This window comes from Pseudomonas sp. VE 267-6A (assembly GCF_024126555.1).
Taxonomy (GTDB): Bacteria; Pseudomonadota; Gammaproteobacteria; order Pseudomonadales; family Pseudomonadaceae; genus Aquipseudomonas; species Aquipseudomonas palmensis.
In genome coordinates this window covers 74,449-98,514 of record NZ_JAMYBY010000008.1, presented here as the reverse complement: position 1 = coordinate 98,514, position 24,066 = coordinate 74,449, and the positions used below count along the sequence as shown (strand labels likewise).

At 55.6% G+C, this 24,066-nt stretch carries 24 protein-coding genes and 1 pseudogene; 14 read left to right on the top strand and 11 right to left on the bottom strand.

Annotated elements, in window-relative coordinates:
- Window positions 1–47 precede the first annotated feature (47 nt).
- From NJH59_RS11210 to NJH59_RS11180, 7 genes are all read left to right on the top strand, one after another.
- Window positions 48–1,718, top strand: a complete 1,671-nt coding sequence (locus NJH59_RS11210; protein WP_253086803.1) for a bifunctional protein tyrosine phosphatase family protein/NAD(P)/FAD-dependent oxidoreductase — start codon at window positions 48–50, stop codon at window positions 1,716–1,718.
- Window positions 1,719–1,745: 27 nt separating this feature from the next.
- Window positions 1,746–2,549, top strand: coding sequence for a sulfite exporter TauE/SafE family protein (locus NJH59_RS11205; RefSeq protein WP_253086802.1), 804 nt, complete (start codon window positions 1,746–1,748; stop codon window positions 2,547–2,549).
- Window positions 2,550–2,740: 191 nt separating this feature from the next.
- Window positions 2,741–3,223 carry an OsmC family protein gene (locus tag NJH59_RS11200; RefSeq protein WP_253086801.1) on the top strand — a complete coding sequence of 161 codons (483 nt, stop codon included), beginning with the start codon at window positions 2,741–2,743 and terminating at the stop codon, window positions 3,221–3,223.
- The gene (locus NJH59_RS11195) at window positions 3,198–3,464 is read left to right on the top strand and encodes a helix-turn-helix transcriptional regulator (protein WP_253086800.1); all 267 of its coding nucleotides are present in this window, start codon (window positions 3,198–3,200) and stop codon (window positions 3,462–3,464) included. The genes NJH59_RS11200 and NJH59_RS11195 overlap by 26 nt, the downstream gene beginning before the upstream one ends.
- Window positions 3,461–3,901, top strand: coding sequence for a YeeE/YedE family protein (locus NJH59_RS11190; RefSeq protein ID WP_253086799.1), 441 nt, complete (start codon window positions 3,461–3,463; stop codon window positions 3,899–3,901). The genes NJH59_RS11195 and NJH59_RS11190 overlap by 4 nt, the downstream gene beginning before the upstream one ends.
- Window positions 3,898–4,317 (top strand): DUF6691 family protein, encoded by a 420-nt coding sequence (locus tag NJH59_RS11185; RefSeq protein WP_253086798.1) that lies wholly within the window; start codon window positions 3,898–3,900, stop codon window positions 4,315–4,317. The genes NJH59_RS11190 and NJH59_RS11185 overlap by 4 nt, the downstream gene beginning before the upstream one ends.
- Before the next feature lie 104 nt (window positions 4,318–4,421).
- A protein-coding gene (locus tag NJH59_RS11180) for an IS5 family transposase (RefSeq protein WP_253086797.1) occupies window positions 4,422–5,275 on the top strand; the annotation gives its coding sequence in 2 pieces (ribosomal slippage) (window positions 4,422–4,775 and window positions 4,778–5,275; 852 coding nt in all).
- Window positions 5,276–5,438: 163 nt separating this feature from the next.
- Here the strand turns inward: NJH59_RS11180 and NJH59_RS11175 are convergent.
- Window positions 5,439–5,648, bottom strand: coding sequence for a helix-turn-helix domain-containing protein (locus tag NJH59_RS11175; protein ID WP_253086828.1), 210 nt, complete (start codon window positions 5,646–5,648; stop codon window positions 5,439–5,441).
- 319 nt (window positions 5,649–5,967) lie between these two features.
- Complete coding sequence (locus tag NJH59_RS11170; protein WP_253086796.1) at window positions 5,968–6,660, bottom strand: inovirus-type Gp2 protein; 693 nt, start codon at window positions 6,658–6,660, stop codon at window positions 5,968–5,970.
- Window positions 6,661–7,358: 698 nt separating this feature from the next.
- On the opposite strand from NJH59_RS11170, the gene NJH59_RS11165 reads away from it, so the two are divergent.
- The 5 genes from NJH59_RS11165 to radC all read left to right on the top strand — a co-directional run bounded on the left by NJH59_RS11165 (window position 7,359) and on the right by radC (window position 11,347).
- A complete protein-coding gene (locus tag NJH59_RS11165; protein ID WP_034100767.1) occupies window positions 7,359–7,688 on the top strand; it encodes a hypothetical protein in 330 nt (109 codons plus the stop codon).
- A 71-nt stretch (window positions 7,689–7,759) separates the two neighbouring features.
- On the top strand, window positions 7,760–8,728 hold the full coding sequence (locus NJH59_RS11160; protein WP_103518024.1) for a DUF932 domain-containing protein: 969 nt from the start codon (window positions 7,760–7,762) through the stop codon (window positions 8,726–8,728).
- A gap of 75 nt (window positions 8,729–8,803) precedes the next feature.
- Window positions 8,804–9,808: a lambda-exonuclease family protein gene (locus NJH59_RS11155; RefSeq protein ID WP_253086795.1), complete on the top strand. Its 1,005-nt coding sequence runs from the start codon at window positions 8,804–8,806 to the stop codon at window positions 9,806–9,808.
- Between the two features lie 76 nt (window positions 9,809–9,884).
- Complete coding sequence (locus NJH59_RS11150; RefSeq protein ID WP_253086794.1) at window positions 9,885–10,799, top strand: hydrolase or metal-binding protein; 915 nt, start codon at window positions 9,885–9,887, stop codon at window positions 10,797–10,799.
- A gap of 50 nt (window positions 10,800–10,849) precedes the next feature.
- Entirely contained in the window at window positions 10,850–11,347 is a 498-nt protein-coding gene (radC, locus tag NJH59_RS11145; RefSeq protein ID WP_253086793.1) for a DNA repair protein RadC, read from the top strand.
- A gap of 193 nt (window positions 11,348–11,540) precedes the next feature.
- On the opposite strand, the gene NJH59_RS11140 is transcribed toward radC, so the two are convergent.
- Genes NJH59_RS11140 through NJH59_RS11125 form a run of 4 tightly spaced genes read right to left on the bottom strand, consistent with a single transcriptional unit; the run spans window position 11,541 to window position 14,357 of the window.
- Window positions 11,541–11,678, bottom strand: a complete 138-nt coding sequence (locus NJH59_RS11140) for a hypothetical protein (RefSeq protein ID WP_253086792.1) — start codon at window positions 11,676–11,678, stop codon at window positions 11,541–11,543.
- Between the two features lie 2 nt (window positions 11,679–11,680).
- Window positions 11,681–12,484 (bottom strand): retron system putative HNH endonuclease, encoded by an 804-nt coding sequence (locus NJH59_RS11135; protein WP_253086791.1) that lies wholly within the window; start codon window positions 12,482–12,484, stop codon window positions 11,681–11,683.
- Window positions 12,481–13,863 (bottom strand): AAA family ATPase, encoded by a 1,383-nt coding sequence (locus tag NJH59_RS11130; protein ID WP_253086790.1) that lies wholly within the window; start codon window positions 13,861–13,863, stop codon window positions 12,481–12,483. The genes NJH59_RS11135 and NJH59_RS11130 overlap by 4 nt, the downstream gene beginning before the upstream one ends.
- The gene (locus NJH59_RS11125; protein ID WP_253086789.1) at window positions 13,860–14,357 is read right to left on the bottom strand and encodes a hypothetical protein; all 498 of its coding nucleotides are present in this window, start codon (window positions 14,355–14,357) and stop codon (window positions 13,860–13,862) included. The genes NJH59_RS11130 and NJH59_RS11125 overlap by 4 nt, the downstream gene beginning before the upstream one ends.
- 78 nt (window positions 14,358–14,435) lie before the next feature.
- On the opposite strand from NJH59_RS11125, the gene NJH59_RS11120 reads away from it, so the two are divergent.
- Complete coding sequence (locus NJH59_RS11120) at window positions 14,436–14,867, top strand: hypothetical protein (protein ID WP_317618626.1); 432 nt, start codon at window positions 14,436–14,438, stop codon at window positions 14,865–14,867.
- Window positions 14,868–15,076: 209 nt separating this feature from the next.
- Here the strand turns inward: NJH59_RS11120 and NJH59_RS11115 are convergent, their stop codons facing one another.
- Entirely contained in the window at window positions 15,077–16,108 is a 1,032-nt protein-coding gene (locus NJH59_RS11115) for a hypothetical protein (protein ID WP_253086788.1), read from the bottom strand.
- A gap of 49 nt (window positions 16,109–16,157) precedes the next feature.
- Here NJH59_RS11115 and NJH59_RS11110 point away from each other — a divergent pair.
- Window positions 16,158–16,520 (top strand): annotated as a pseudogene (locus NJH59_RS11110) (transposase); the annotation flags it as partial.
- 185 nt (window positions 16,521–16,705) lie between these two features.
- Here NJH59_RS11110 and NJH59_RS11105 read toward each other — a convergent pair.
- From NJH59_RS11105 to NJH59_RS11090, 4 genes are all read right to left on the bottom strand, one after another.
- Window positions 16,706–17,884: a GIY-YIG nuclease family protein gene (locus NJH59_RS11105; RefSeq protein ID WP_253086787.1), complete on the bottom strand. Its 1,179-nt coding sequence runs from the start codon at window positions 17,882–17,884 to the stop codon at window positions 16,706–16,708.
- Window positions 17,877–19,955: a DEAD/DEAH box helicase gene (locus tag NJH59_RS11100; RefSeq protein WP_253086786.1), complete on the bottom strand. Its 2,079-nt coding sequence runs from the start codon at window positions 19,953–19,955 to the stop codon at window positions 17,877–17,879. Before NJH59_RS11100 ends, NJH59_RS11105 begins: the two co-directional genes overlap by 8 nt.
- A gap of 71 nt (window positions 19,956–20,026) precedes the next feature.
- Complete coding sequence (locus tag NJH59_RS11095) at window positions 20,027–22,828, bottom strand: DNA methyltransferase (RefSeq protein ID WP_253086785.1); 2,802 nt, start codon at window positions 22,826–22,828, stop codon at window positions 20,027–20,029.
- The gene (locus NJH59_RS11090) at window positions 22,825–23,442 is read right to left on the bottom strand and encodes a recombinase family protein (protein ID WP_253086784.1); all 618 of its coding nucleotides are present in this window, start codon (window positions 23,440–23,442) and stop codon (window positions 22,825–22,827) included. Before NJH59_RS11090 ends, NJH59_RS11095 begins: the two co-directional genes overlap by 4 nt.
- Between the last annotated feature and the right edge of the window lie 624 nt (window positions 23,443–24,066).

Here is a 24,066-nt window from a genome sequence, read left to right as displayed (position 1 = left end):
GCATCCCCGAACAACCGATAAGAAACATACCTATAACGGAGACCCTCATGGACATTCGTTGCCTTGTGCCTGGACTGTCTGTATCAGAGCAAATTTTTCCCGACCAATTGGCTGGACTGAAAGAAGCTGGTTTTCGCGCCATTATATGTAACCGGCCCGATGGTGAAGGCAGCGATCAGCCCTTGTTTGCCGAAATCAAACGTTCGGCCCAAGCGATCGGTATTGAGGCGCACTACCTTCCTGCTGAATCAGGCAAAGTGACCGATGAGCAAGGTATTGCCTTCGGCAAGCTCTTTGAAACGCTTCCAAAACCGGTATTGGCCTATTGCCGTTCCGGTATGCGCTCGACAACGATGTGGGCACTGTCACAAGCGGGTCGACAACCCCTGCCATACATCGTTGAGACGGCCAAAAAAGCCGGGTTCGATATGAAAGGCGTCATTCGCCGGATCGCGAATCAGGGGCGCACGCCGGTCGAACTGGCCGAGGCGCAGCATGCCGTGGTCATCATCGGAGGCGGTGCGGCAGGTATCGCGGCTGCTTCCAGTTTGCTTGCACGAGAACCTGGACTCGACGTTGCCATCATCGACCCGGCCGATGTGCACTACTACCAGCCTGGCTGGACACTTGTCGGCGGTGGTGTCTTCGATGCGCCACAAACTGCCCGCACGATGGCCTCGACCATCCCTCGCGGTGTGCATTGGATCAAGTCGGCGGTCGCCGCTTTCGAACCCGAGAGAAATGCCGTCGTTCTTGAAGGGTGCAGGGTCGTCAAATACGAGCAACTGATCGTGTGCCCTGGCCTCAAGCTCAATTGGCATGCAATCGAAGGTTTGTCGGACACCCTTGGCCGCAACGGCGTGACTTCAAACTACCTGTATCAGCTTGCCCCCTATACGTGGGAACTGGTGCAGCAACTGCGGGGTGGCCGAGGCATTTTCACGCAACCGCCCATGCCGATCAAATGTGCCGGGGCTCCGCAAAAAGCCATGTACCTCTCTGCTGATCACTGGAAACGTACCGGTGTATTGGACAAAGTCGAGATCGAGTTTTGCAGCGCCGGCGCGGTGCTGTTCGGCGTTCCCGACTACGTGCCCGCACTGATGGAATACATCAAGGCCTATGGTATCGACCTGAATTTCGGCAACACCCTCACCAGCGTGAATGGGCCTGCGCGGACTGCGACGTTCAACTGCGTCAACCCGGATGGCAGCGCCCATCTTGTTACTCGAGACTTCGATCTGCTTCATGTAGTGCCACCGCAGATTGCGCCGGATTTCGTTCGGGTCAGCCCTCTAGCTGACGCAGCTGGTTGGATTGATGTCGACCCCGCCACTCTGCGCCATAAAACCTGGGTAAATATTCACGCGCTGGGAGACGCCGCCAACTCCAGCAACGCAAAAACCGCTGCAGCAGCCCGCAAGCAGGCGCCAGTCGTTGCCCACAATGTGTTGGCTGCAATGGGCAAAGCGAAAGGTGGCGCCCATTACGACGGTTATGGCTCCTGCCCGCTGACGGTTGAGCGCGGCAAGATCGTATTGGCTGAGTTCACCTATGGTGGAAAGGTCGCTCCCAGCTTCCCGTCCTGGCTGATTGACGGTACCCGGCCATCGAGGCTGGCGTGGCTGCTCAAGGAGCGACTTCTTCCTCCCCTGTACTGGAAGGGAATGCTCAAGGGCCGTGAGTGGATGGCGAAACCCGAGTTGGCTGACCTGTGAATCAGATCTGAAAGCAAGGAGACTGAGATGATCATCGTCTTACTGCTCGGGCTTACTGTTGGCGTTATTCTGGCGCTGACCGGCGCTGGCGGAGGAATACTGGCTGTTCCATTGCTGGTGTTTGGAGTGGGGTTGAGCATGGCGGAGGCTGGGCCAATTGGTTTACTGGCTGTCGGTTTAGCCGCGACCCTGGGTGCCGTGATGGGACTCAAAAATGGCACCGTCCGCTATAAAGCGGCGCTTTTAATTGCAGGTGCGGGGATCGTCTGTTCTCCACTTGGTCTCTGGCTGGCGCAGAGCATGCCTAACCGTCCGTTGACGATCATGTTTGCCATCGTGCTGATGTACGTTGCGTTCCGGGTCTATCAACGATCGCTCGCATGCTCCTCGGAGTCGAAGCCCCCCGTCACATCCAAACCACCGCCTTGTCAGTTGGACGTGAACCGAGGAAAGCTTAACTGGACGAGGCCTTGTGCATGGGCTCTCACCGTTTCCGGCATTGTCGCGGGTGGGCTCTCTGGCTTGCTCGGCGTGGGCGGCGGCTTTGTGATGGTGCCGGCGCTCCAGCGATACACCAATTTGACAGCACAGTCAGTGCTTGCAACGTCTCTAGCCGTTATTGCGCTGGTTTCAATTTCCGGCGTTGCTGCAAGCTCGGCAACTGGGCATTTGCAGTGGGCAGTTGCCATCCCATTTTCCATTGGAGCATTAGCCGGCATGATCTGCGGGCGCTTGGTCGCTGCCAAGCTGTCGGGGCCAAACTTACAAAAAGGGTTTGCCATCGTATCTGCAGTGGTTGCGGTGGCCTTGCTGGTAAAAGCTATTCGGTAGATCAAGTGGGCAGAGGACTTACCCGCCTGTGCCGGCTGTCCTGAACGCCTTCAGCTAATCCATGATTGCCAGATCCGGCTGCGATGGTGCTTCTGCTGGTATTTATCTTGGCCGCCCCGTTGATCCGCTTCCTGATCCGCTGCTGCGGAGCTGGATTGAACCTGGCGTCAAATGAACGAAGGATTGGACTCATGAACGATAGCGCTCGTGTGAATTTGCGTTTGGAGCAACAACATGACTTTAGCTGCATGCTGCATTTCGAAGAAGGAGCGCCGACTCTGATCGTGGATGAGCCACCACCACTGGGTGAGGCTGTTGGCCCCAGCCCGGTAGAACTGCTGCTCGGTGCGGTAGCCAACTGCTTGACTAATAGTCTGTTGTTCGCGCTGCGTAAGTACAAGCAGGATGCCGAACCGCTTTCTTGCAAGGCCAGTGCTGAGATCGGACGCAATGCTGAAAACCGCCTACGTGTACTCCATATAGACATCGAACTGCAGTTAGGCAAATCAGCTGCCAAGCTGCAGCACTTGCCGCGCATCCTTGGCCAATTCGAAAGCTTTTGCACCGTTACACAGAGCGTTGCCCAAGGTATCCCAGTCCAATTACGAGTCACAGACTCTGAAGCGCTTGTACTAAAAGGCAATCTGCATGCTCCCACTGACCGCTTTGGCTAACTCGGATCGCTTGAGATTGCTGTACCTATTATCCCAAGGTGAACGCAATGGCAGCGATCTGGAGTCAATACTGGGGATACAACAACCGACTCTATCTCAACACTTGACGGTGCTGCGCCGCGAGGAACTGGTGAAGACCCGCCGTGAAGGAAGGCAGGTGTTCAATCGCATCAGCACTCCCGCAGCATTGGTAGTCATCCAAACCCTGTACGATCAATTTTGCGCCGGAGAAGCCCCATGAATGTCGACTGGCTCAACTTTACTCCTTGGTCATCCCTTGCAGGCGGCGTATTGATTGGCTTGGCTGCAAGTCTATTCGTCGTCGCCAACGGGCGTATCGCAGGCATCAGCGGTCTGATTGGCAGTCTTTTACAGCGTGGGAGCGAGGGAGTTAGTGAGAAAGCACTTTTTCTCGTGGGCCTTCTTATCTCGCCGCTTGTATGGGGCTTGTTCGCGACGCGGCCGCAGATTGAGTTCCAAAGTGGCTGGTTCGGACTAATCGTCGCCGGTGTATTGGTTGGCATCGGCACACGATACGGTTCGGGTTGCACCAGTGGCCATGGAGTGTGCGGCATATCGCGCCTTTCGCCACGATCAATGGTCGCCACTATTTGTTTCATGTTCAGCGGTTTCGCCACAGTGTTTATCTTGCGTCATCTTCTGGGAATTTGGACATGATCAAACTGACTGCACTCATTGCTGGCCTGCTGTTCGGCTTGGGTCTGCTTCTGGCAGGGATGGCAAACCCGAGCAAAGTACTCGCTTTTCTGGATTTAACTGGTGCTTGGGATCCTTCCTTGGCGTTGGTCATGGTCGGGGCAATTGGCATATCGATTCGCCCGCTAACTTGGGCGCGACAACAATCCAGTTCGCTACTGGGAAGGCCAATGCAACTACCGATCAGACGTGAGTTAGACCCGCGCTTGATTGGTGGGAGTCTGTTGTTCGGCATCGGCTGGGGAATAGCGGGCATCTGTCCTGGCCCCGCAGTGGCAATTCTGCTGACAGGAAGCTGGCAAGTGATCGTCTTCATGTTAGCTATGCTGGCCGGCATGTTGTTATTTACTGCATTGGAGATCAAGCGCAGCTATTGATCGGGATATCGCCATAAAAGCGAATATTGAAACCCATGTTTGCTAGGTTTTGTACGAAAAGTCGTTGTGGCTAAAATTGCCGCCATGACCGGTTGGAGGCCCGTATGGCAAGGCGTTACGAACTTTCTGATGCGTCATGGGAGCTGATCAAGGATTTGGTTTCTCCAGAACAGAAAATGGGCCTTCCTCGCAACGATGATCGTCAGGTTCTCCACGGAATTCTGTGGATCCTGTGCTCGGGCGCTCCCTGGCGCGACCTGCCTGAACGCTTTGGGCCTTGGTCAACGGTGTATCAGCGTTTTCGTGACTGGCGCGACGACGGCACATTCGAGCGAGTACTGGAGCGTCTGCATATTCGGCTGAACCGGGAAGGACTGATCGACTTGGACACCTGGATGATCGACTCCACCGCAGTACGAGCAACCCGAGCCTCTTCAGGCGCCGGGAAAAAGGGGGGCCTGAAGAACCGTTAGACCATGCCTTCGGGCGCAGTCGAGGCGGTCTGACCACCAAGATTCACATGGTGTGCGATGCCAATGGCGTGCCATTGCATTTCAGGCTTTCACTAGGACAAGCCAGTGATGTCTCCCACGCTCAGCCGCTGCTGGATGCTGTAAGAATTGCTGGCAAGCCAGGACGACCGCGTGAACGTAGCCGGTGGTTGCTGGCTGACAAGGGATACGATGCCGAGCACCTGCGCCAGTACTGCGACCGTTACCGAATGCAGCCGGTAATCCCATTGCGCGCTATGCCGCGCAAACCTCGACCTGGCTTGCCCCGACTGTTTGACCGGCCCAAATACCGGCAACGGAACATCATTGAGCGGATGTTTGGCTGGCTGAAAGAAAATCGCAGGATCGGCACTCGCTATGACAAGCTGGCCAAGAGCTTTGCAGCCATGGTCACCTTGGCCTGCAGCCTACGTTGCATGCGGCAATACTTTTCGTACAAAGCCTAGCAGCTTGTCCCCGCCCCACCAGATTTAGCCGGGACCACTGCAGCTGCTATTCCTGCTACTAATAGCAGGAATAGCAGTCTTGCTTGCCGTTCAGATCCCTTCCGTCCTTCGGAACCCAGTCGCCCCATAGCCAGGAAAAACGTTGACTCTCAGTCAGAACGACTCAGGGGGCCACTGATTGCCGGTCGATCCACAACTGCAGTAAGGCTTTTCCAGGCCCAGTGGGCTGACGTCGCCCCTGCTCCCAGTCCTGCAGCGTGCGAGCGCTGATCCCCAAATGCGCAGCGAGCTCTTGCTGGGTTAGCTTCAAGCGTTGGCGCAAGGAACATGCAAGCCTGATGATGCTTGAGTCTGGCGTGACTCCGTAACACATCTTTGGCCGTTTCTGCGGGAAGATCTCCGAGACCTCGAAATTAGACGAAGCAGCTCTAGGTAAAGGTAATGTGTAATTTGACTCCGGCGCTGTATTTACCCTCGCATGCCATGGGAGCGGAGCAGCCCGGACAGATGGAGATGACTTCTCCGGTTCATACCGAAGCTCCTGGCACTGTTGTTCATACTCAGGATGTTCGGCAAGAAATTTACGACGCCAATAATCACTGTAGCTCATGCGAAAGACTCCTATCTGGTGAGTTATAGTGCGGCAATGCCGGACCATACAATAGGTAAATTGAACATGTATGCCGCAGCACTCAGATTCGGCTGGTAGTGAACACAGCAAAGCCTTGCCCTAACTCTTGCGCCTTGCTGTACGTCTTGCACAAGTAGCTCATAGCGTAGACAACCGGCCTGAGCGAGTCAGGAAAGCGTCGATCCAAGCACTGGTAAACCTGCCCACTGAGTTTGTCTTGGCAGGCATGTACTAGCCCTGACATCTCGTATTCAGAACAACCAATTGCCCAGGCCCAAGCACGCACGACGCGATGAAATAAGTTGTTCCTACTGTAAGTACCGTCGTCGCTAGGCCCGTAGTTACCTAGGCCCCCGATGGCGTCGTAGTTGAGCAGCAACATGACGTGGCAATGCGGTGCTTGACTGCTGTTACGCTCTCGACACCAGATGTAGCGGATATCAGTCGTGTACTTTGTACTCGCCCAGATCAGCTCTTTACTTAGATGGTAGAAGAAGCGACTCATCACCTCATTGCTGACGAGCGCATCCGACGGCATCAGGCCGACGGGGTAACGCAAGTCTACCCTACAGACCAAGGTACGGGCCTGTGCCGAGAGACAGCTTTGCAAAGTTTCAAGTCCACGCTCCAGGTAGTTTTCAATCAAAGGGCCGTGTGTCAGCTGCTGCTGCACAGCGAAACCACGATACTCGTTGCCGTAGTGTAGTTTGAGTTTAGTATTGATTGGGTGACGCTTCGGTTGATGATGAAACATAGTTAATTTCCTGTCGGCCGTGTATGGAGGACTCACCGGCAGGCACACTGGACTAGGTGTATTCAAGCACCTTGCTTCGACTTATACGCTTGATCTATCAACGCTTTGACCTGCATTCAACGCTGCACATTACTTCTGCGATTTATGGCGACTCTGCATTGCAAACCAATAACATGATAGCACTATATTGGTGAGTGCTATCTATCACGGTAAAATCCATAGCAACCACGTCGATTACTAGTTACTGCATCGATACTTATTAGACACATACTACTTTAACCGTAACAGTAGCCATGCCGGACATGCAGAAACTCCCAAGAAATAGATCCCATTAGAAACACACCTCCAGGACAACAGCAAGAAAACCCACTCAATAAAATCCAAAAAGATTCCATTCTCATTGATAGCAAAAGCCGTATGAGCCGACAGGCGTGTGCCGCCTGCAAACTTAAGTCATGTAGACACTTCATACCGCCAACTTTTAAAAACTTACGACACTGCCGTATTCATGTCACCACGAGGACTTCAAAGGGCCAGTTAATAACGGCTCTGCCGTACATAGGTGATCCGATACGAGCTGAATCAAAAAAATCTCAGATCTATATCACCTCTGTGAACGCCCCACAGTATCGACTGCCGTAGGGGATTTGCCGTGCCGTTTTCGCTTCGGCACGCTCATCACTTGAGAGGATCTGCGTATGTATACCCCTTGCCCAAGCTGTAACTCGGGACGTGTCATTACGAAAAATATCGGCAAACAAACGGGTGGTTTGATTGGCGCAGCAGGCGGTGCAGCCAGTGGTGCCGCCGGCGCCCTATCAGGTGCCGAAGCTGGCGCGGTACTGGGAGTCGTCGGTGGGCCGGTGGGCATTGCTATCGGCAGCATCGCCGGGGCGATTTTAGGTGGTCTGTTCGGCGGGGCCGCGGGGGGCATTGCCGGGGCCACGCTGGGCGAGCAGATCGACGACAAGGTGCTGGCCAATTACCAATGTCTGGAGTGCGGTTACAGCTTCAGCGTCAACCGTTAAGCCTTTTTGAACGGGCGTCGCTCGTTGATGAAACGACGCTCTTTCCCCTTCATCCGCAAGGAATCATTCTCATGGCTCATCTCGTTGAAACCATGGCCTACGCTGGCGCTACTCCCTGGCATGGCCTGGGCAACAACCTGCCCCGCAAACAACCTATTGAGGTCTGGCAGCGTGAAGCCGGCATGGACTGGGAGATTCAGGAAAGCCCGGTCCATTTTAAGTCTGACGCCATCGGCCACCTGGGCACCATCCATTCCTTCCCCGAGCAGAAAGTGCTCTACCGCTCCGACACCAAGGCCCCTCTGTCGGTGGTCTCGCAGCGTTACCACACCGTGCAGCCGAGAGAGGTGCTGGAGTTCTACCGCGATCTCACCGAGGTATCCGGCTATGAGTTGGAAACGGCCGGCGTGCTCAAGGGTGGTCGCAAGTTCTGGGCGCTGGCGCGCACCGGGCAAGGCGCAACGCTCAAGGGTAACGACCAGGTCAACGGCTACCTCCTGCTCGCCACCTCCTGTGACGGCACCTTGGCTACCACAGCAACGCCAACCACCGTGCGTGTGGTGTGCAACAACACCCTGACCATCGCCTTGGACGGCAGCAGCCGCGCCATCAAGGTGCCCCACAACACTCGCTTTGAACCGAAGACGGTGAAGAAGCAACTGGGCATCGCCGTCTCTGGCTGGGACGAATTTATGTATCGCATGAGGGCTTTGGCTGAACGCAAGGTGCAGTGGCATGAGGCGCTGGGTTTCTTCATGAACGTGATGTGTGAGACCAGCCCAACCGGTGCTCTGCCGGAGCAACTCCCCAATGAGCGAGCCCTGCGCAAGGTGCAGGAGTTGTACGAAGGGCGTGGTCGAGGCAGTCAGCTAGAGTCGGCACGCGGCACCGCTTGGGGCCTGCTGAATGCCGTGACCGAGTATGTCGACCACGAGCGCCGTGCCCGCAGTAACGAGTACCGCCTGGACTCGGCATGGTTCGGTCAGGGGGCGCAGATCAAGCAACGCGCCCTGGATGCCGCTCTGCAACTCGCCGCCTAACCCTCACTCACATCAATCCTCGCGCCCGGTCAGCCTTGTGCTGGTCGGGCGTTTTTATGCCAACAGGTAAAGACGATGAAAGCAACGTCATTGAATAGTAGCACCCGTAAGAAACGCCCTGCCCTGCGCCTGGTCAACACCAAGGAGCTGCCCCGCGAGGACTGGTTGCAGATCCGCAAGCAAGGCATCGGCAGTTCGGATGCCGCCGCTGCAGTGGGTCTGAACCCCTACAAGTCGCAGTTGGAGCTGTGGCTGGAGAAGACCGGTCGCGATCCCCGCATGCCCAAGGTCGATCCTCACGATGAGGAAAGCCCGCTGTACTGGGGCAATGTGCTGGAGCCTATCGTGGCCTGGCATTACAGCAAGCGCAGCCAGCACAAGGTCCGACGGATCAACGCGGTGCTGCAGCATCCCGATCCGGCGCTGCCCTGGATGCTCGCCAATATCGACCGCGAGGTGATCGGTACCGACGATGTGCAGATCCTAGAGTGCAAGACTGCCGGCATAAACGGGGCACGCCTCTGGAAAGAGGGCGTGCCCGAATATGTGCAATTGCAAGTCATGCACCAGCTTGCAGTCACTGGCAAGCAAGCCGCTGATGTGGCGGTGCTGCTCGGTGGCCAGCATCTGGAAATCCATCGCATCACACGCGACGAGGCGCTGATTACGCGGCTGATTGACCTAGAACGGCTGTTCTGGGATTACGTCGTCAGTGACACCCCGCCACCAGCCGATGGCACAGCGTCTGCGGAAGCGGCATTGCGCTGCCTCTACCCCGAGGATAACGGACAGACCCTGGACTTCAGACAGCACACGGAACTGAGCAGCACCTTCCTGGAACTCAAGTCTATTCGTCTGAGCATTGCTCAGCAGGAAACGCGGGAGGCGCAGCTCAAGCAGGTTCTGCAGCAGGCCATGGGGGAGGCCGCCCGAGCCGAGTTTGCCGAGGGTTACATCAGCTGGAAGAAATCCAAGGACAGCATTGGTCTAGATGTCGAACAGATGCTCAAAGACAAGCCCTACCTGCAAGCTCGCTACCCCAAGGCCAAAGCAGGCACTCGTCGCTTCCTGATCGCCTAAAACAGCCTGCTCACCCTAGCCACCCGGACCACTCACGTCCCGGTGGCTTTTTTATTTCAGATCAAGGATAACCGCCATGCTTAAAGGTTTAGCCATTACCCCGCCGGTACTCGGGCGCATTTCCATCGGCAAGGTCGTCGAGAAAAATGGCAAGCGCCTGCCAGAGAAGGACAATCAGTTCACCATCACGTCGCAAGTCCAGAGCCGTGACGGCTGGCTGCTGCATCCACTCAACGAAGAACTGCGCAATGGTCAGGACGGCAAGCTGCGCAGCATTCCGATCCGCTTGTTGTTCAACGAACCAGACCTCAACTTTCGTGCGGACTTCAGCCTGTTCGACCGTACTACCGGCAGGCCGTTGTGCGTCGGCAATGGTGAAACTTGCAAGCGTTTGACCAAGGACGGCATCCAATCGCTGCCCTGCCCTTCACCTGATGGTTGCCCACTGGCCCAAGGCAATGCATGCAAACCTTACGGTCGACTGAACGTGGTGATTGGTGATGACGACCCACTGGGCAGTTTTGTCTTCCGCACCACTGGGTTCAACAGCATCCGTACCCTGGCAGCGCGTCTGCGTTACCTGCAAGCCATCTCTGGCAATCGCCTGGCCTGCCTGCCATTGGAGCTGCGTCTGCGTGGCAAATCTACCCGTCAGAGCCATGGCACGCCGATCTTCTACGTCGATATCACGGTGCGCAGTGAACTGAGTTTAGAAGACGCCCTATTGGCCGCCAAGCAACTGGAGGAAACCCGGCAAGCCTCGGGCTTTGACCAGAGCGCCTTGGATCACGCAGCCCGGCAGGGTTTTAACAATGGCGCTTTTGAAGACAGCGAGGAAGACACCGGCGCCATTGTCGAAGAGTTCTTTCCTGCTGATGAAACCCAGTCCAACAACGCAGAGCCACAACCGACAGCACCTTCAAAGCCCTCACTGGCTCAGAAGCTGGAGGCTCAAGCTATCGTGCACAGCATTGGGCCTTCCTTTAAGTAACGCTCTGCTCAAACTCTCCAGCCTACCCCCATTCGCACAGGAATACCGTCATGAAATATCACAAGCTCAAAGCCGGTGAGGCGAGTGGCACTTACGTCATGGAATCACCCGTCACCGAGGCCGACATCCTGCGGATGGCACAACAACTGGCCATGAGCCGTTTGTCTAAAGGCCGGGCATTGACTGAACCCAAGCAGGTCTTCAGCCACCTGCAAACACTGCTGCAGTACCACGAGTACGAAGTCTTTGCTCTGCTGCTGCTCGATTCCAAACACAGGGTTATATGCTTTAGAGAACTGTTCAGGGGCACGCTGGATGGGGCTAGTGTCTACCCGCGTGAAGTGGTCAAGATCGCCTTGGAGCACAACGCTGCGGCCATCATTATGGTGCACAATCACCCCTCCGGCGACCCAGAGCCCAGTCAAGCTGATCGTACCTTGACCACCAACCTCAAGAACGCTTTGAACATGGTCGGCACCCGCATCTTGGATCATGTGGTGGTTGGTCATGAAGGTTGCGTCTCGTTGGCTGAACGAGGTCTTTTGTAGAAAGATGTCATGATCCCTCCATGGTGATCTTTGGGCTCAGCCCAAAGATCACCATGGAGGGGGCTGATTTGACGCCTTATTTTTTTGCTTCGGTGCCCCGGCTGGGGCTACTCATATGGGCTTAGAGCCTGCGTCCATTATTTTGTCATCGAGCTTTTTCAACGCAGTCAGCAGTGAGCGGCCGATAAAGCGGCTAGGGGCGGAAGCGAGCACCTTGTACCAGCTCTGCGGTTCCCACCAGCGCCCGCGCGGTACCTTCGATGGTCACGCCTGCTCCTGCAAACATGGCCTCAACTTCGATGAGCTTTTTGGGAGTTTTGATGGCGTACATGGTTAACCTTGAAATCCAATATCAGTCAGATACTGCTCGGCAGTAGTACCCAGACAAAAACGAATGGTGGTGAAGAAACCCGGCCAACGCTGGCGGAAATAGCGCTCTGCAAGTGAGCGCAAGGCTTCCTCAGGTCGAATGTTCTGAAGGCGCAGGCTCTTCTTATTACGCTCTATATCCCAGTGAACACGCAGGCGTGCTTCACACAAGCGAGCGCAATTGAGGTTGAGCATATCGATTGTATGCTGCACCAACTCCTGCGTACTTGGGTGCTTGTTCCCCGGCAGCGTCATGCGGGCACAGGCCTGCTCATCGGGCAGCAATCGTCCTGTACTTCTCTCTAGGAAAAACAGGCTTGGGATTGCGGGCAAATCTGTTGGATCGATGATCCAGCCCTCACAATTCTCGGCAAGCTTGCTAGTTCCAATCATCTGATCCTTGTGGGCATCACAGCTGAGGTTGGACGGTAACGGATCTAGAGCATAGGGCGCCGGCACATGACGCTGAGATCCCCCCATGCAGACTGCGATCACGTTCTGCCAGTCAAGCGCCCAATTATGGGCTGTCGCGGTATCCGATTTGGGATGGAAATGCTCCACCCGACACTTACGTGAATCATTGTCGCGGATGTCGATTTCACAGTAGCCACACAGGCCGCCCTGCCCATTGACCAAATGAAGCCGGATAGCCTCATACGCCGTACGACCAGTAGCGTCGCCCCGCATTTGATCCCAAGTACTCCGCGAATTCTCTGCACGATACCCCGCCAGTTCAGCGGGTTCATCAAGCCTAATGACGCGCTTCACTCGCCCAGCTCCCACTTACGATTCTCGATCTGAAGATCAGCATCAAGCAGAGCTGGCTCCTGCCCCTGATAGCGCTCATCCAGCTTTTTGCGCAGCTCCTGGGCTCGCGGACTACTCCACTGGTCTCTATCAACCAGCGCCAGGTATTCCTTAAGCTCTTGGGTCGCAAGGCTGGCTGGAGGACGTACCTCGTCAAGACCAAGCACCTGCCGAAGCATCCGCTCCGGCTCCGAGCCTTCAGTGCCTGGTGGCGCGGAATAGACCTTATTGTCCTTCAGAATGCGGATGCACTCGGAGGGTACGGACGTCAACACTTGCGGGCTATGAGTGGTTATGACGAACTGGACTTGCGGGAATACTTCTCGCAATTGGGTAAGGATGATTTGCTGCCAACGTGGATGTAGGTGCATATCCACTTCGTCGATCAGCACCACGCCGTGGGTTTGCCGTGCTGCTTCGACCCCCAGATGAGGGTTGAGTTTGATACAGCGATAGGCGATGTCACCGATCATGGCTAACACACTTCGGATGCCATCGCTCAGTTGATCAACATCCAAGGTGCCATATAGGTCATGGCTGAGTACCAACGAGTTTTCCTGAGTTACGCTGAATTCCAGCTGATGCCAGCCGGTCGTCGTATTGAGAAAGCTATCGATGGCCTGCTGGACAACGCGAACACGATCTTCTGCAGCCTGCAGCTCCTCAACACGTGCGCGCCTTTCAAGCTGGCGAATTTGCTGCTCGCGCAGACTCTGGAACGCCCAGATGAACCACTCCTTGAAGTGCTTGTAGGATGAGGCCGGGTCCAGGCAGTTCATGTAGGCGAAAGTGCGGACATAAAAGTCGGTTTCCCGAGTGTCATCTTTGCCTTTCAGGTTCTCGGTCAGGCGCTTCTGCGCCCAGAGCCGACCAGTGCCGTAGTAGCCAAATACCGGTAGATCCAAGGTCGGCTTTTCCGGGTCTCGGATTTGATCCTGGACAGCACCAGCCCACTGCCGCATGAACCCGGTATCCCCGTCATCCTTGGTCTTGGTCGCTCTGGCTTCTTTATCTCGATAGCGAGTCCATGTAGAGACTGCCCCGGTACCAAAGTCTCCAGACATGGTGACCCGGGCTGGTAACTGGCGGGCCATATCTCCACTGGTCAGACGCAGCAGGCGCACGTCATCAATAGCGATAGCGTTACCTGGGTCATTGAAAGCATTACGCGCGAGGTCGAAGCTATTGACGAAGGGCCAGAGCGCGATACGAATAGCATCCAACAGGGTTGATTTACCCTGGCCATTTTCAGCCACCAGTACGGTCAGCTGTGGATGCAAGGGGACTTCCAAGTCTGCGTAGCAGCGGAAGTTTTCCAGACGCAACAGATCCAGTTTCACAAGCTTTCCTCCGGCTTGATCGCTCGGGATAACATCTCACTCAAGTCGCAGTTGACGCTGGCAATGCCGAAATCCGGTTCGCTCTTGAATGGGTGCTTAATGTAATAGGGGCCACTCACCTGTTCGCCATTCACCAGCACCATGGCCAGGAAGTATTTCTCGCCCTGGTGGTAGCTGGAGAAGATCTCGTTCTTGGTGTGCACCGCCATCATCGGATCAAATAGATGCGCCAGTTGGATACACCGCGCCTCCAAGGCCAGCTTGAATTCGCTACCTGGGGCATCAAACGCCCAAACTTTACCGGCCTGGGCCAGCTCAAGACGGTACTCGTCGCTGCGAAACAGCATCTGGTCGCCGGAACCACCGGCACTCTTCTGGTTGACGGCACTGATTGCCAAGTCACCGACCTTGTCGACACTGACGACTTTAACAACCTCGTCGCGATGCAGGCCACGAACCTGAGCGTCTTTTGCGATGTCCTCCAGATTGGCCATTTAAGCTTCCACAAATTCGTCAAATTTATCAGTTTACTTGAATGCCACCGATCTCGTCTCTCGACCCTCGAGGAAATCATGGGGTCATTACGGGCTTTGTCTACCGGTCATCTGCTATCGGCAACCCCTCAATCGGAAGCAGCTCTTGCAGGATCAATAGCTTCCTTTGCAACCGCTCAATGTGTGTTTTCTCAGCCCGCAGCGCCGAACGCAACCCCGCTTAGCCCTGAGCAAAGCCTGAAGCCGTTGCCAGTCACTGCCTGGCAACGGCTGAACGCGCGCGTACCGGACGATCAGGAGACGCTTTGGTGGTTGTTCGGGCTGGGGGAGAGCGTTTACCTGCATCAGCCAAAACGTTGGGTAGATGTAATCAAAGAGAAGCTGACAAAAATGAGCGAGCTGTACGCCGAAAAGCCGTTACGCGAGACGATGAAAGATATCGCTCGTACCAGCCATCGGGCCGGCGTGGAGGGCGCGAAGTACGGCGCGGCAATCGGTGGCGTTATTTAGCTGTTGACCAATGCGTTCAACGTGGCCCAAGACAAAAAGGAATTGGGTGAAGCTGCCCAAGATTTGGCCCTCGACACAGTTAAAGCCGGTGCTCTTGGATAAACCACAGCTTTCGCTGGCGCCACGCTCACCTAGGACGAGTATGTCACTCTGAATCTGCAGGTCTGCGCGAACTTGCAGGTGCAAGAGGAGCAGGCTGTGCTGCTCACTTACTTAAGGTGACCCAACACCTTACGCACCCTGCGCTGTGCCCTCACCAAGGTCTGGTTATCTAGCACCGGTAGCAACTCATCCATCGCCTCTTCCGCTGGAATACCCTCAGGTACGAACCAGCGAAGCTGGACAGCCTGCGCTTGCTCGACAGCCTCCAGCAGTACCCGAACATCTGCGCTGTCCAGATGGGTCAATGGTACGTCGATGCCATTTTCCTCGGCGTACACTTCCAAGTACTTCTGGTACAACCAGCCTTTCTGTTCTTCAGTCATGTGTTGTGCCGACACATATTCTGAAAATAGAATCTGCTCAGGGTAATCGTCTGGAAATCGGCACTCGTAAAGATCTACTTCAGGCAGATCGGCTATGGCCTCATCGACACCATTGAGGAACTCCGTCAATGTGGCTGGTCGTCTGTAAACACCCGTGCGCAAAGCACCCTCGATGAACAGCTCAGACTCACAAACCTCGTAGTGCAGGTAATGATCCAACTGAGCCAGGGCCTCGTCATCCCACAACCGGTAGGTCATATGGTCCTTGACCAACCGATCATGCACGTCGCACATCACGTCGCGCAGGCTTATACGAAGCCCTGATATATCACAGTCAAACTTGCACGAATCAGTGTCGTAAGGGTAGAGACTATAGCGATAAATGGATAGACGCTGGGCGATGGCCCAAGCACTGCCACTTAATTCACGGTCATTGCGCGGTCGCGACCCAACACCTTTCATGACTTCTTTGGCTAGCCCTGCGACCAGCTGGCTTTCGATGTAGTCTAGTTTTTCGTCGAGCCAAGCTTCCCCGAAGACATGCTTACCGCTAATGTGCATGTAATCGGGAATACCTGGAATCAACGACTTTTCGTGCTGCCGTGAATACAAATTCAATGAGAAACGTTTTTCAAGCGCTCTAATCGACGCACAGGCAGCATCAGTTCGAAGGTCGCGTCGGAGTATTTCTTCTTCAGTTAACCCGTCGTTGGCCCCGCGATGCATTAGACGCGGAGGTAGACTTTCGGTTGCCATTGCCTGCAATGCTCCATTATGCAAATGTTCACTCGCAACAGCAGCTAGTGTGCGGGTAATCAGGCATGTTCGCAAGGTTTACGGCTGCTGCGGCTGTGAGCTGCCCCGGCTACTGCCGGCAAACCCGCCCAACTGATCGAAAAGCCTTTCCTTGCCCAGTGTGTTGGCGATGCTCTTGACCACAAAGTACGTCGATGGCCTGCCGCTGTACCGTTTCGAAAAAGCCCTGGGGCGCCATGGTATCGAGATATCCCGACAAACCTTGGCTCGTTGGGTGATTCAGTGTGCCGAGCATTTGCAGCCGCTCTTGAATTTGATATATGACACCCTGCTGGAAGGCCGGGCGGAGCACTGCGACGAAACGCGTGTGCAAGTGCTCAAGGAAGAAGGCCGTGCCTCCAACATCCAGTCCTGAATTTGGGTACAGACTGGTGCTCCACCAGAACATCCGTGGTGTTGTTCGATTACCCGGGTCTCAACTTCTTTAGTTATAAAAAAACGGCTAGGCCTCGCCTTCCTGATGCCGCTTCGTCATTCTACTTCCTCCCGATGTTCATCCTAGCGAGCGGCAGGGGCTATTCATGCGATTACGCTTCCCTACGCCTTCACCAGCTTCGCAGCCATGGGATCATAGACATACCCAGTGATACTGCCATCCTTGATGCGCGTGACCGCCTCGTCGATGACGAACAACGGAACCAGAAACCACTCCTCGGGCTGCACTGGATGACCGAAACGGTCGTTGATAGTGATGTCAAATCGCGCAGCGGCGAACAGTCTGTGGAACAGACTCTCCATCCGGGTGCGATTGATACCAGCCAGCTTGTAGGTCGCCACCACCTCGACCTTGGCCAGCAGATATGTAGAGTCGTGTTCAGCATTGGCAATGCGGGCTTCTACCTTGCCACCGGTCACACCAATCTTGTGGATGACATCGCGGTGCTCCGCCACATAAGGGTTGTTGGATAACGAGCGCAACACATAAATGGTGCCACTCTCTAACTCACCTTCTTCCAGAGAATCGCTGAACAAGGGCCCCATATCCGGATCAGTAATTCGACGTGCTACGTCGTCCTTGTACAAAGCTCGTGCCAGGGAAAGCCGCAGTAGGTTACTTTCCGTGCCATTGGAAAAAATGACGCGCAGCCGAGCATCCTTCTTTCCTTGTGGCGAGTCGAACTCTTCACCTTCTTCGGCCACATAAGCTGTTTGGCCATCCAATATGAACCAATGGCCCACTTCAATGGTTGCGTACTGCCCGAAAGGCCGAGTCACTCTTACACCTGAACCCAGCGCACTGCGAACCTGGTCAAACAGCGGTTTGAACGCCTCGAAATCTTCGCACGGCTTGCGATCAGCAATCTCCTCGGCGGCGCGCTTTTCGGCGTTGGTACGCACATGGCGCAAAACCGTGATGTCGTCCTCGCCAGCAACACCTGCCAGCTCGGCAGCCAGGTCGTCGATGTCGATAGTTTCGTCCTCAGCAGCGACAGTGCCTCCCCCCCCCTCAAGCAAGCCATGATGATCCAGCGGCTCAAGCAAGGCGCGGCAATCCGGGAGCGCACGCAGTCGATCAAGGCGCACGGCATACAGGCGCTCGAATATGTCGCGGTCTTCACCATGCTGTGGCACGTACCCGTGCTGCTCTCTGAAGCGCTGAATCTCCTCGAAGCCCGCAATTACGCGCTCCTCGCTGGCTGGGCGTACTTTTTTCTTGTCAGGCGGCGCGAACTCGGCCAACTCTGCCGCCAAATCGTCAAGATCGGAGTTACTCATAACGTCCCTCCGCCTTGAAACGCATGAAGGCGGCCGCGCCTTCGGCAAGGTGCTTCTCCCAGGCATCTTGCGAGGTCGCCGATGGCAGTCGTCCACGTTCGCGCTTGAACTCCGCTGCACGCTTAGCGATCACCTTGGCATCATCTGGCGTGATCGAGGTTCGCTTGGCCGAAATGGCCGCCGCAACTTGCTTCAAGCTGTCCTCGCTCATGGTTTTGGAGAGGATGGCATAGGCTTCACCGAAGGGGTTGATGCGGTCGATCAGGTCGATGTCCAACTCGCGTACATCCATCGCAAAACGACGCACGCCATCGATCAGAGCAGTGTTGGGCGAGCCATCAGCACTGCCTCGCACAGTCCCCGCGTCGCCCTCGCCCTCGCCCTCCGTGACCAGCCGCTTACCCTGCTGCGTGAGGTTTAACGCAGCAATGGCGTGCTGCCGTACGGCCTCCTGATCTTCAGCATCAAGCTCCGGGTACTTGTCCTTGATGATTTTGCCCATGCGAACCTGTGTCAGCTCCTCGGGTACCAGCTCCTCATCGAACAAGCCGCGTTCAATGGTAGGCTTGTCCTGCACGAACGCCGCGATCACTTCGTTCAGGTCTTCATGGCAGATGCGCGTTGCTTCTTTGCTCTTGGGCTCGGCCAGCCCCCTGATCTCGATCTGGTAGGCCCCCGTCTGCTCATTGACACCGATATTACAACGCTCCGGGTCGTAGCCACCTTCGCCATAGGTGAAACCCGGCGTTGGGCCGCTTTCCGGGTTCTTCGGTTTGAACTCGAAACGCGGAGCCAGAACCTGCTCCATCAGCAGGCTCGCGGCAATGGCCTTCAAAGTATCGTTAATTGCCTCGGTGACAGCTGCCTTGGCCGCATCCGGCTCGGCGATCAGGTTGGTGAACCTCGCGCGGGTTTTTCTCGGTGCATCACGGGTAGCACGGCCAATGATCTGCACGATTTCGGTCAAACTGGCGCGGTAGCCCACGGTCAACGCATGTTCGCACCAGATCCAGTCGAAACCTTCCTTGGCCATGCCCAGTGCAATGATGATGTCCACATGGTCGCGGTTGTGCTTGTGCATCGGGTCTTTTAATGCGGCGGATACCCGGTCACGCTTTAGCGCATCATCATCCACCAGATCGGCAATCTTCAGTACCCCCCCCTCAGGCGTTTTGACCAACTGGAAGCCCGTTACCGGGTCAACCCCCTGCCACTCACCCAGCGCCTCGATGATGTGCTCCACCTCGCGCACCTTGTCCCTGGTGCTTTCGCGCGAATTGACATTCGGAATGTGGATGATGGTTTTCTCAACTGGGTCGAGCACCTTGAGAATGTCATCTACATAGGGCCCGCTGTAAAAAAAGTAGCCGATGTCTAGTTGCTTGAGGTGTTCGTAACCGTTGAGCTGCTCGTAATAGGTATAGGTGACGGTATCGAACCTCGATTCGTCCTGCGGGGCCAGCACTGCCTCAGCATCACCCCGGAAGTAGGAGCCGGTCATGGCAACGATGTGCATCTTGTCCCGCGCAATAAACTGCCCGAGGTGCGCACCCAGCTTGTTATCCGGGTTAGCTGATACGTGGTGGAACTCATCAACGGCGATCAAGCGGTCGTCGAACGCCTCTACGCCGTAGGCATCAACCGCAAACCGAAAGGTTGCATGTGTGCACACCAGCACCTTGTCATCACTTTCGAGAAACGCACCTAGGGAGTTGACCTTTCCACCGTTGTCGTTGCCCGGCGCGTTGCACAGGTTCCACTTGGGTTCGACCTGCCAGTCAGCCCAGAAGCCGTACGTTGACAAGGGCTCGTCATTGAAACTGGCTCCAATGGATTTTTCGGGCACAACTATAATGGCCTGCTTCAAGCCCTGATTTTGCAGCTTGTCCAGCGCAATGAACATCAACGCACGGCTCTTGCCCGAGGCAGGCGGCGACTTAATCAGCAGGTACTGCTCGCCACGCTTTTCATAGGCGCGCTCCTGCATCGGCCGCATACCCAGCGCATTGGCAGTGGTCGATACGCCATTGCGGGCATAGCTGACTGAAACAGAGGGGACGATCTTTGTCATAGCGCGATACCTGTCAGGGCTAATTGCCCTTGTTTTTTGGCTGTCATCAGAGGTGTAAAGGGTTAACTCGCTCACGCGTTGCCCCCCGTGTTGCGCTTCTTGCCCCTGGCCAGTGCCGTCTCAGCGGTCATCTTGGTATAGAGGTCGAATAGCTTTTCCAGCCGTTCGGTGTCGTTCTTGAAGCGACGGCCGATATAGATACGCTCCAACACTTCGTCGTTGCGCCCATGGGCAGCGCGCAGGTCGGCGGGCATGTTGCCGGGTTCGTACAGGTCGGCAATGGACGCCGGGAAATGATGCTCACGCGCCAGCAAAATATCCTCGGCGCAGCGTGCAAGGTCGGCCTTGTTTTTCTCGGTCAGTGTCGGCACAGGGAAGGTGTTCCAACCGAGGGTGTTGGAATAGCGGAAATCTGTCTTCATCTTGCCGCAGACGGTCGCGATCCAGACCAAGTGCAGGCGGCTGGCAATAAGTGCCATGTTCCAAAGGGGGGCGTCGTAAAGCGCGAACGCGAGGTTGGATACGATAGTGCCAGCAGGCTCAAAGCCACAGGGCAGATAGTCACGTGATTCAGAGGAAACGCTCGGGACGATGAGCACCGTTTCAATGCCCTTTTGTCGCACCTCTCCAAAACGGTGAGACTCAGATGCAGACTCCACTGTTGCTTGTTTAGGACTGGCCAGACGCATCGCCTGAACACTTTCGATCCGCGTAACAATGCCTGGTATGGATTCAGCCTCTGGCAAATTCTCGTCTTCAATCCATAAGCAATACCGTTCCAGCCCCCTTATGAATTCCGCAGAACCATAAATACGTCGTATGAAACGGTCCATTTGTTCTTGGGTTAAACCAAGCGCATCAACCTCGGAACGCGAAAGCAGCAAATGGCCGCCATCCGTAGGCTGATTACCCTTGGTCATGTCAGTAAGGTTGGCAAGAGGTTTACTTCGCTTGTCAATGGCAACGTTGTTTCCTGGGACTAGATAGGCATTGATGTTTGCAACCTCTTTAAGTGCCAGTCGTTCACCGCTCTCTGCCATAGTCTCTGTATACAGCTTGCGCGAGGCAGATGGATGTGCAGAAAGTCCCACAATCACCACTGTCACACCAGCGTTATGGCTAGCGAGGTTAGCCCACTTGAAGGAGGTGTAGGCAAAAATAATCTGGCAACCGGTTGCTAATACCAACGGCCATAAAATCGGCACTTGCTGCCCTTGGCAGATGGAGTTGGTGGACACAAAAGCCGCGCTCGCCGGATTACGAGCACAGTAATCAGCTGCTTTTACGAACCACCCAGCTACATAGTCAAGAGACTTCCAACTGTTGGTGCGCTGCCCAAGCACGGCTTGCAAGTCAGACTTCTGCGAAGCATCTTGCCAATTCGAGCCAAGGTAAGGTGGATTACCACAAAGATAGACTTCACCACCTTCATTACTGAAATCTATTTCAGCCTGATCCAAAGGAGTTTGGAACAAATCATCCCCCACCAGTTTGACGCTAGTGCCCTTTGCAGGACATGCCTGCTCCCAATCAAGCTGCAGCGCGTTACCGGCGGTAATCCAGTTCTCGTTGCGCAACGGTAGAAATTCGGCCAAAGCCAACTTCTGGCCACGATAGAGCACATCGCACTGGTATTCGGCGATGACCAGCGCAAGTCGAGCAATTTCCGCCGGGAAGTCGCGCAGCTCGATGCCACGAAAGTTGGTGAGCTGGATTTCTGACACGCGATCCGGCTCGCCGCGTCGCTGGTTGATCTCAGCCTCAATGGCGCGCATTTCCTTATAGGCGATCACCAGAAAATTACCCGAGCCGCAGGCCGGATCGAATACACGAATGCGGGCGATGCGCTTGCGCAGGTTGAGCAGGGTGCGCGGGTTGTCGCCCGCTTCCCCCAACTTGGTACGCAGATCGTCGAGAAATAGTGGGTTCAACACCTTCAGAATGTTGGGCACGCTAGTGTAGTGCATGCCCAGATCGCCGCGCTCCTCATCGTCCGTAACGGCCTGGATCATCGAGCCAAAGATATCTGGGTTGATCTTGGTCCAGTCGAGGCCGCCGACGTGGATCAGATAGGAGCGAGCAATCTTGCTGAATCGCGGTACCTCGTCACTACCCGAAAACAGGCGACCGTTGACGTAGGGGAAGTCGTCGACATTGGCCCAGCGGGGAAGCCCGGCAGCCAGCCGATCCTCGCGCTTGGTGTTCATAGCCCGGAATAGGGTGGCAATGACCTCGTGGGTATTGGTCGAGTCCCCGGCGCTCATCCGCGAAACGGTTCCGGTGAATTTGCCCCTGCCACCGAAAATATCGGTGTCCTCGGCGAAGAAGCAGAAGATCAGCCGCGCCATGAATTTGTTCATATCTTCGCGACGCTCTGCCGTGCCCCAGGCAGGGTTGTCTTTCAGCAGTTCGACGTATAGCCGGTTCAGGCGGCTGGTGGCGCGGATATCGAAGGCGTTTTCGCTAATTTGGCGAACGGTGCTGATGCCCGCCAACGGCAGAAAGAAACCGAAGTGATCCGGGAAGTCGGTGTAAGCACAGGCGATGGTCTCGCCGTTGGTAAGGTCTTCGGCCTCAAAGACTGCGCCATCAGTGGCAAGGATGAATTTCGCCTTGGCTTTGGCTGTCGCTGGACTGGCCTTGAGGGCGGTCAACATCTGCGTCACCCTTCCAGCATCGCAGGTCAGGATATGTATGTTGCTGGTCTGAAGCACACCACCCAGGTCGGACTTGTTCGACGCACCCGCGCGCAGCTTCTTAATGGTGGTTGCCTTGTTGCCAAACGCCTCAAGGAAGGAGAACGGGAACTCTGCCGGGTCAAACGGCTGCTCCGCTAGATCGGTGATAGCTTGTTCAATTTCTACGGCGTTCATACACTTACTCGTGGTGTTGTTACGCTAGCTTCTGCCTTCTCGCTACCTGTGGAGTCAGAACCGCGAGGCGCCACCTTATAAAGAGTTGTTCGAGAGACCTTATAGCGTTCTGCAATCTGGCTGACGGGGATATTTGGGTCAGCCATGAGCCGCCTGATCTCCCTGATTTGTTGAGCATCCAATTTGGGCTTACGGCCTCCGGAACGTCCGCGCGCACGTGCGGCCGCCAAGCCGACCTGCGTTCGCTCCCGGATCAGGTTGCGCTCGAACTCAGCCAATGCGGCAAACACATGAAACACCAGCCTTCCGGCGGCACTCGCTGTCTCGATTTTTTCGGTGATGCTTTCGAAACCGATGCCTTTGCCGTCCAACTCTACAACGATACGCACCAAATCAGGCAAGCTGCGTCCGAGTCGGTCGAGCCGCCATACCACCAGGGTGTCGCCGGCACGCAAGGCCTTCAGGCAATGATTCAACTCCGAGCGACTAGCGGCCTTGCCGCTTGCCTTCTCTTCGTAGATCGACTGGACGCCTGACAGATGTAGCGCAGCACGTTGCAAATCCAGACTCCGGTCATCCGTCGAGACGCAGGCATAACCGACCCTTTGATTCATTAACAATTTCCGGACGATGAAAAAATGACGGAAATTTTAACAGCCTGCACACCCTACTGGCAGCCTTAGGCGAAAAGATTTCTTGTGTTCAGAGAACCACCGTTTTGAGCACGGCAACTGCATGCTTCATACAATCCCTAGCACCGGCGATGCTCACAAGAGGTTCCGACGGGATGATACGGAGTCAACGTACACCGTGACGAATGGGTGGACAGCTCACCTTACCCTGAGCGCCTTGAGTCTGGTAGCGCGCTCCAAATGCAACGGCTAGCTGTTGTAACAAACTGGCCAGCTCTGCCGGTGCCGGCCCCAATCACGTAGGATGTGGGCGAAAGATTCTGCAGCATAGACAGGGGCTGCACGAAACTGCTCGTCCATAATTTTACTGTGCGATCTATCTCTCATGCGCTGCCCCCTCTCGGCTAGCGACACCATTAGCTAAAATCCTGCGAAATTGCACCCCACTTGGCCAACCGTTTGCGTTCGACCTGACCACTGATTGCATCCGAGCTGACCAGCACGCTTCGTAACTATGATCGGCAAAGAACCCAAAGCCGTCATTGCACGGTTGGTCAGCTCGGATGCAATTGACTGGTCAGCGGCAATGCAAGTGGGTGGTCAAGT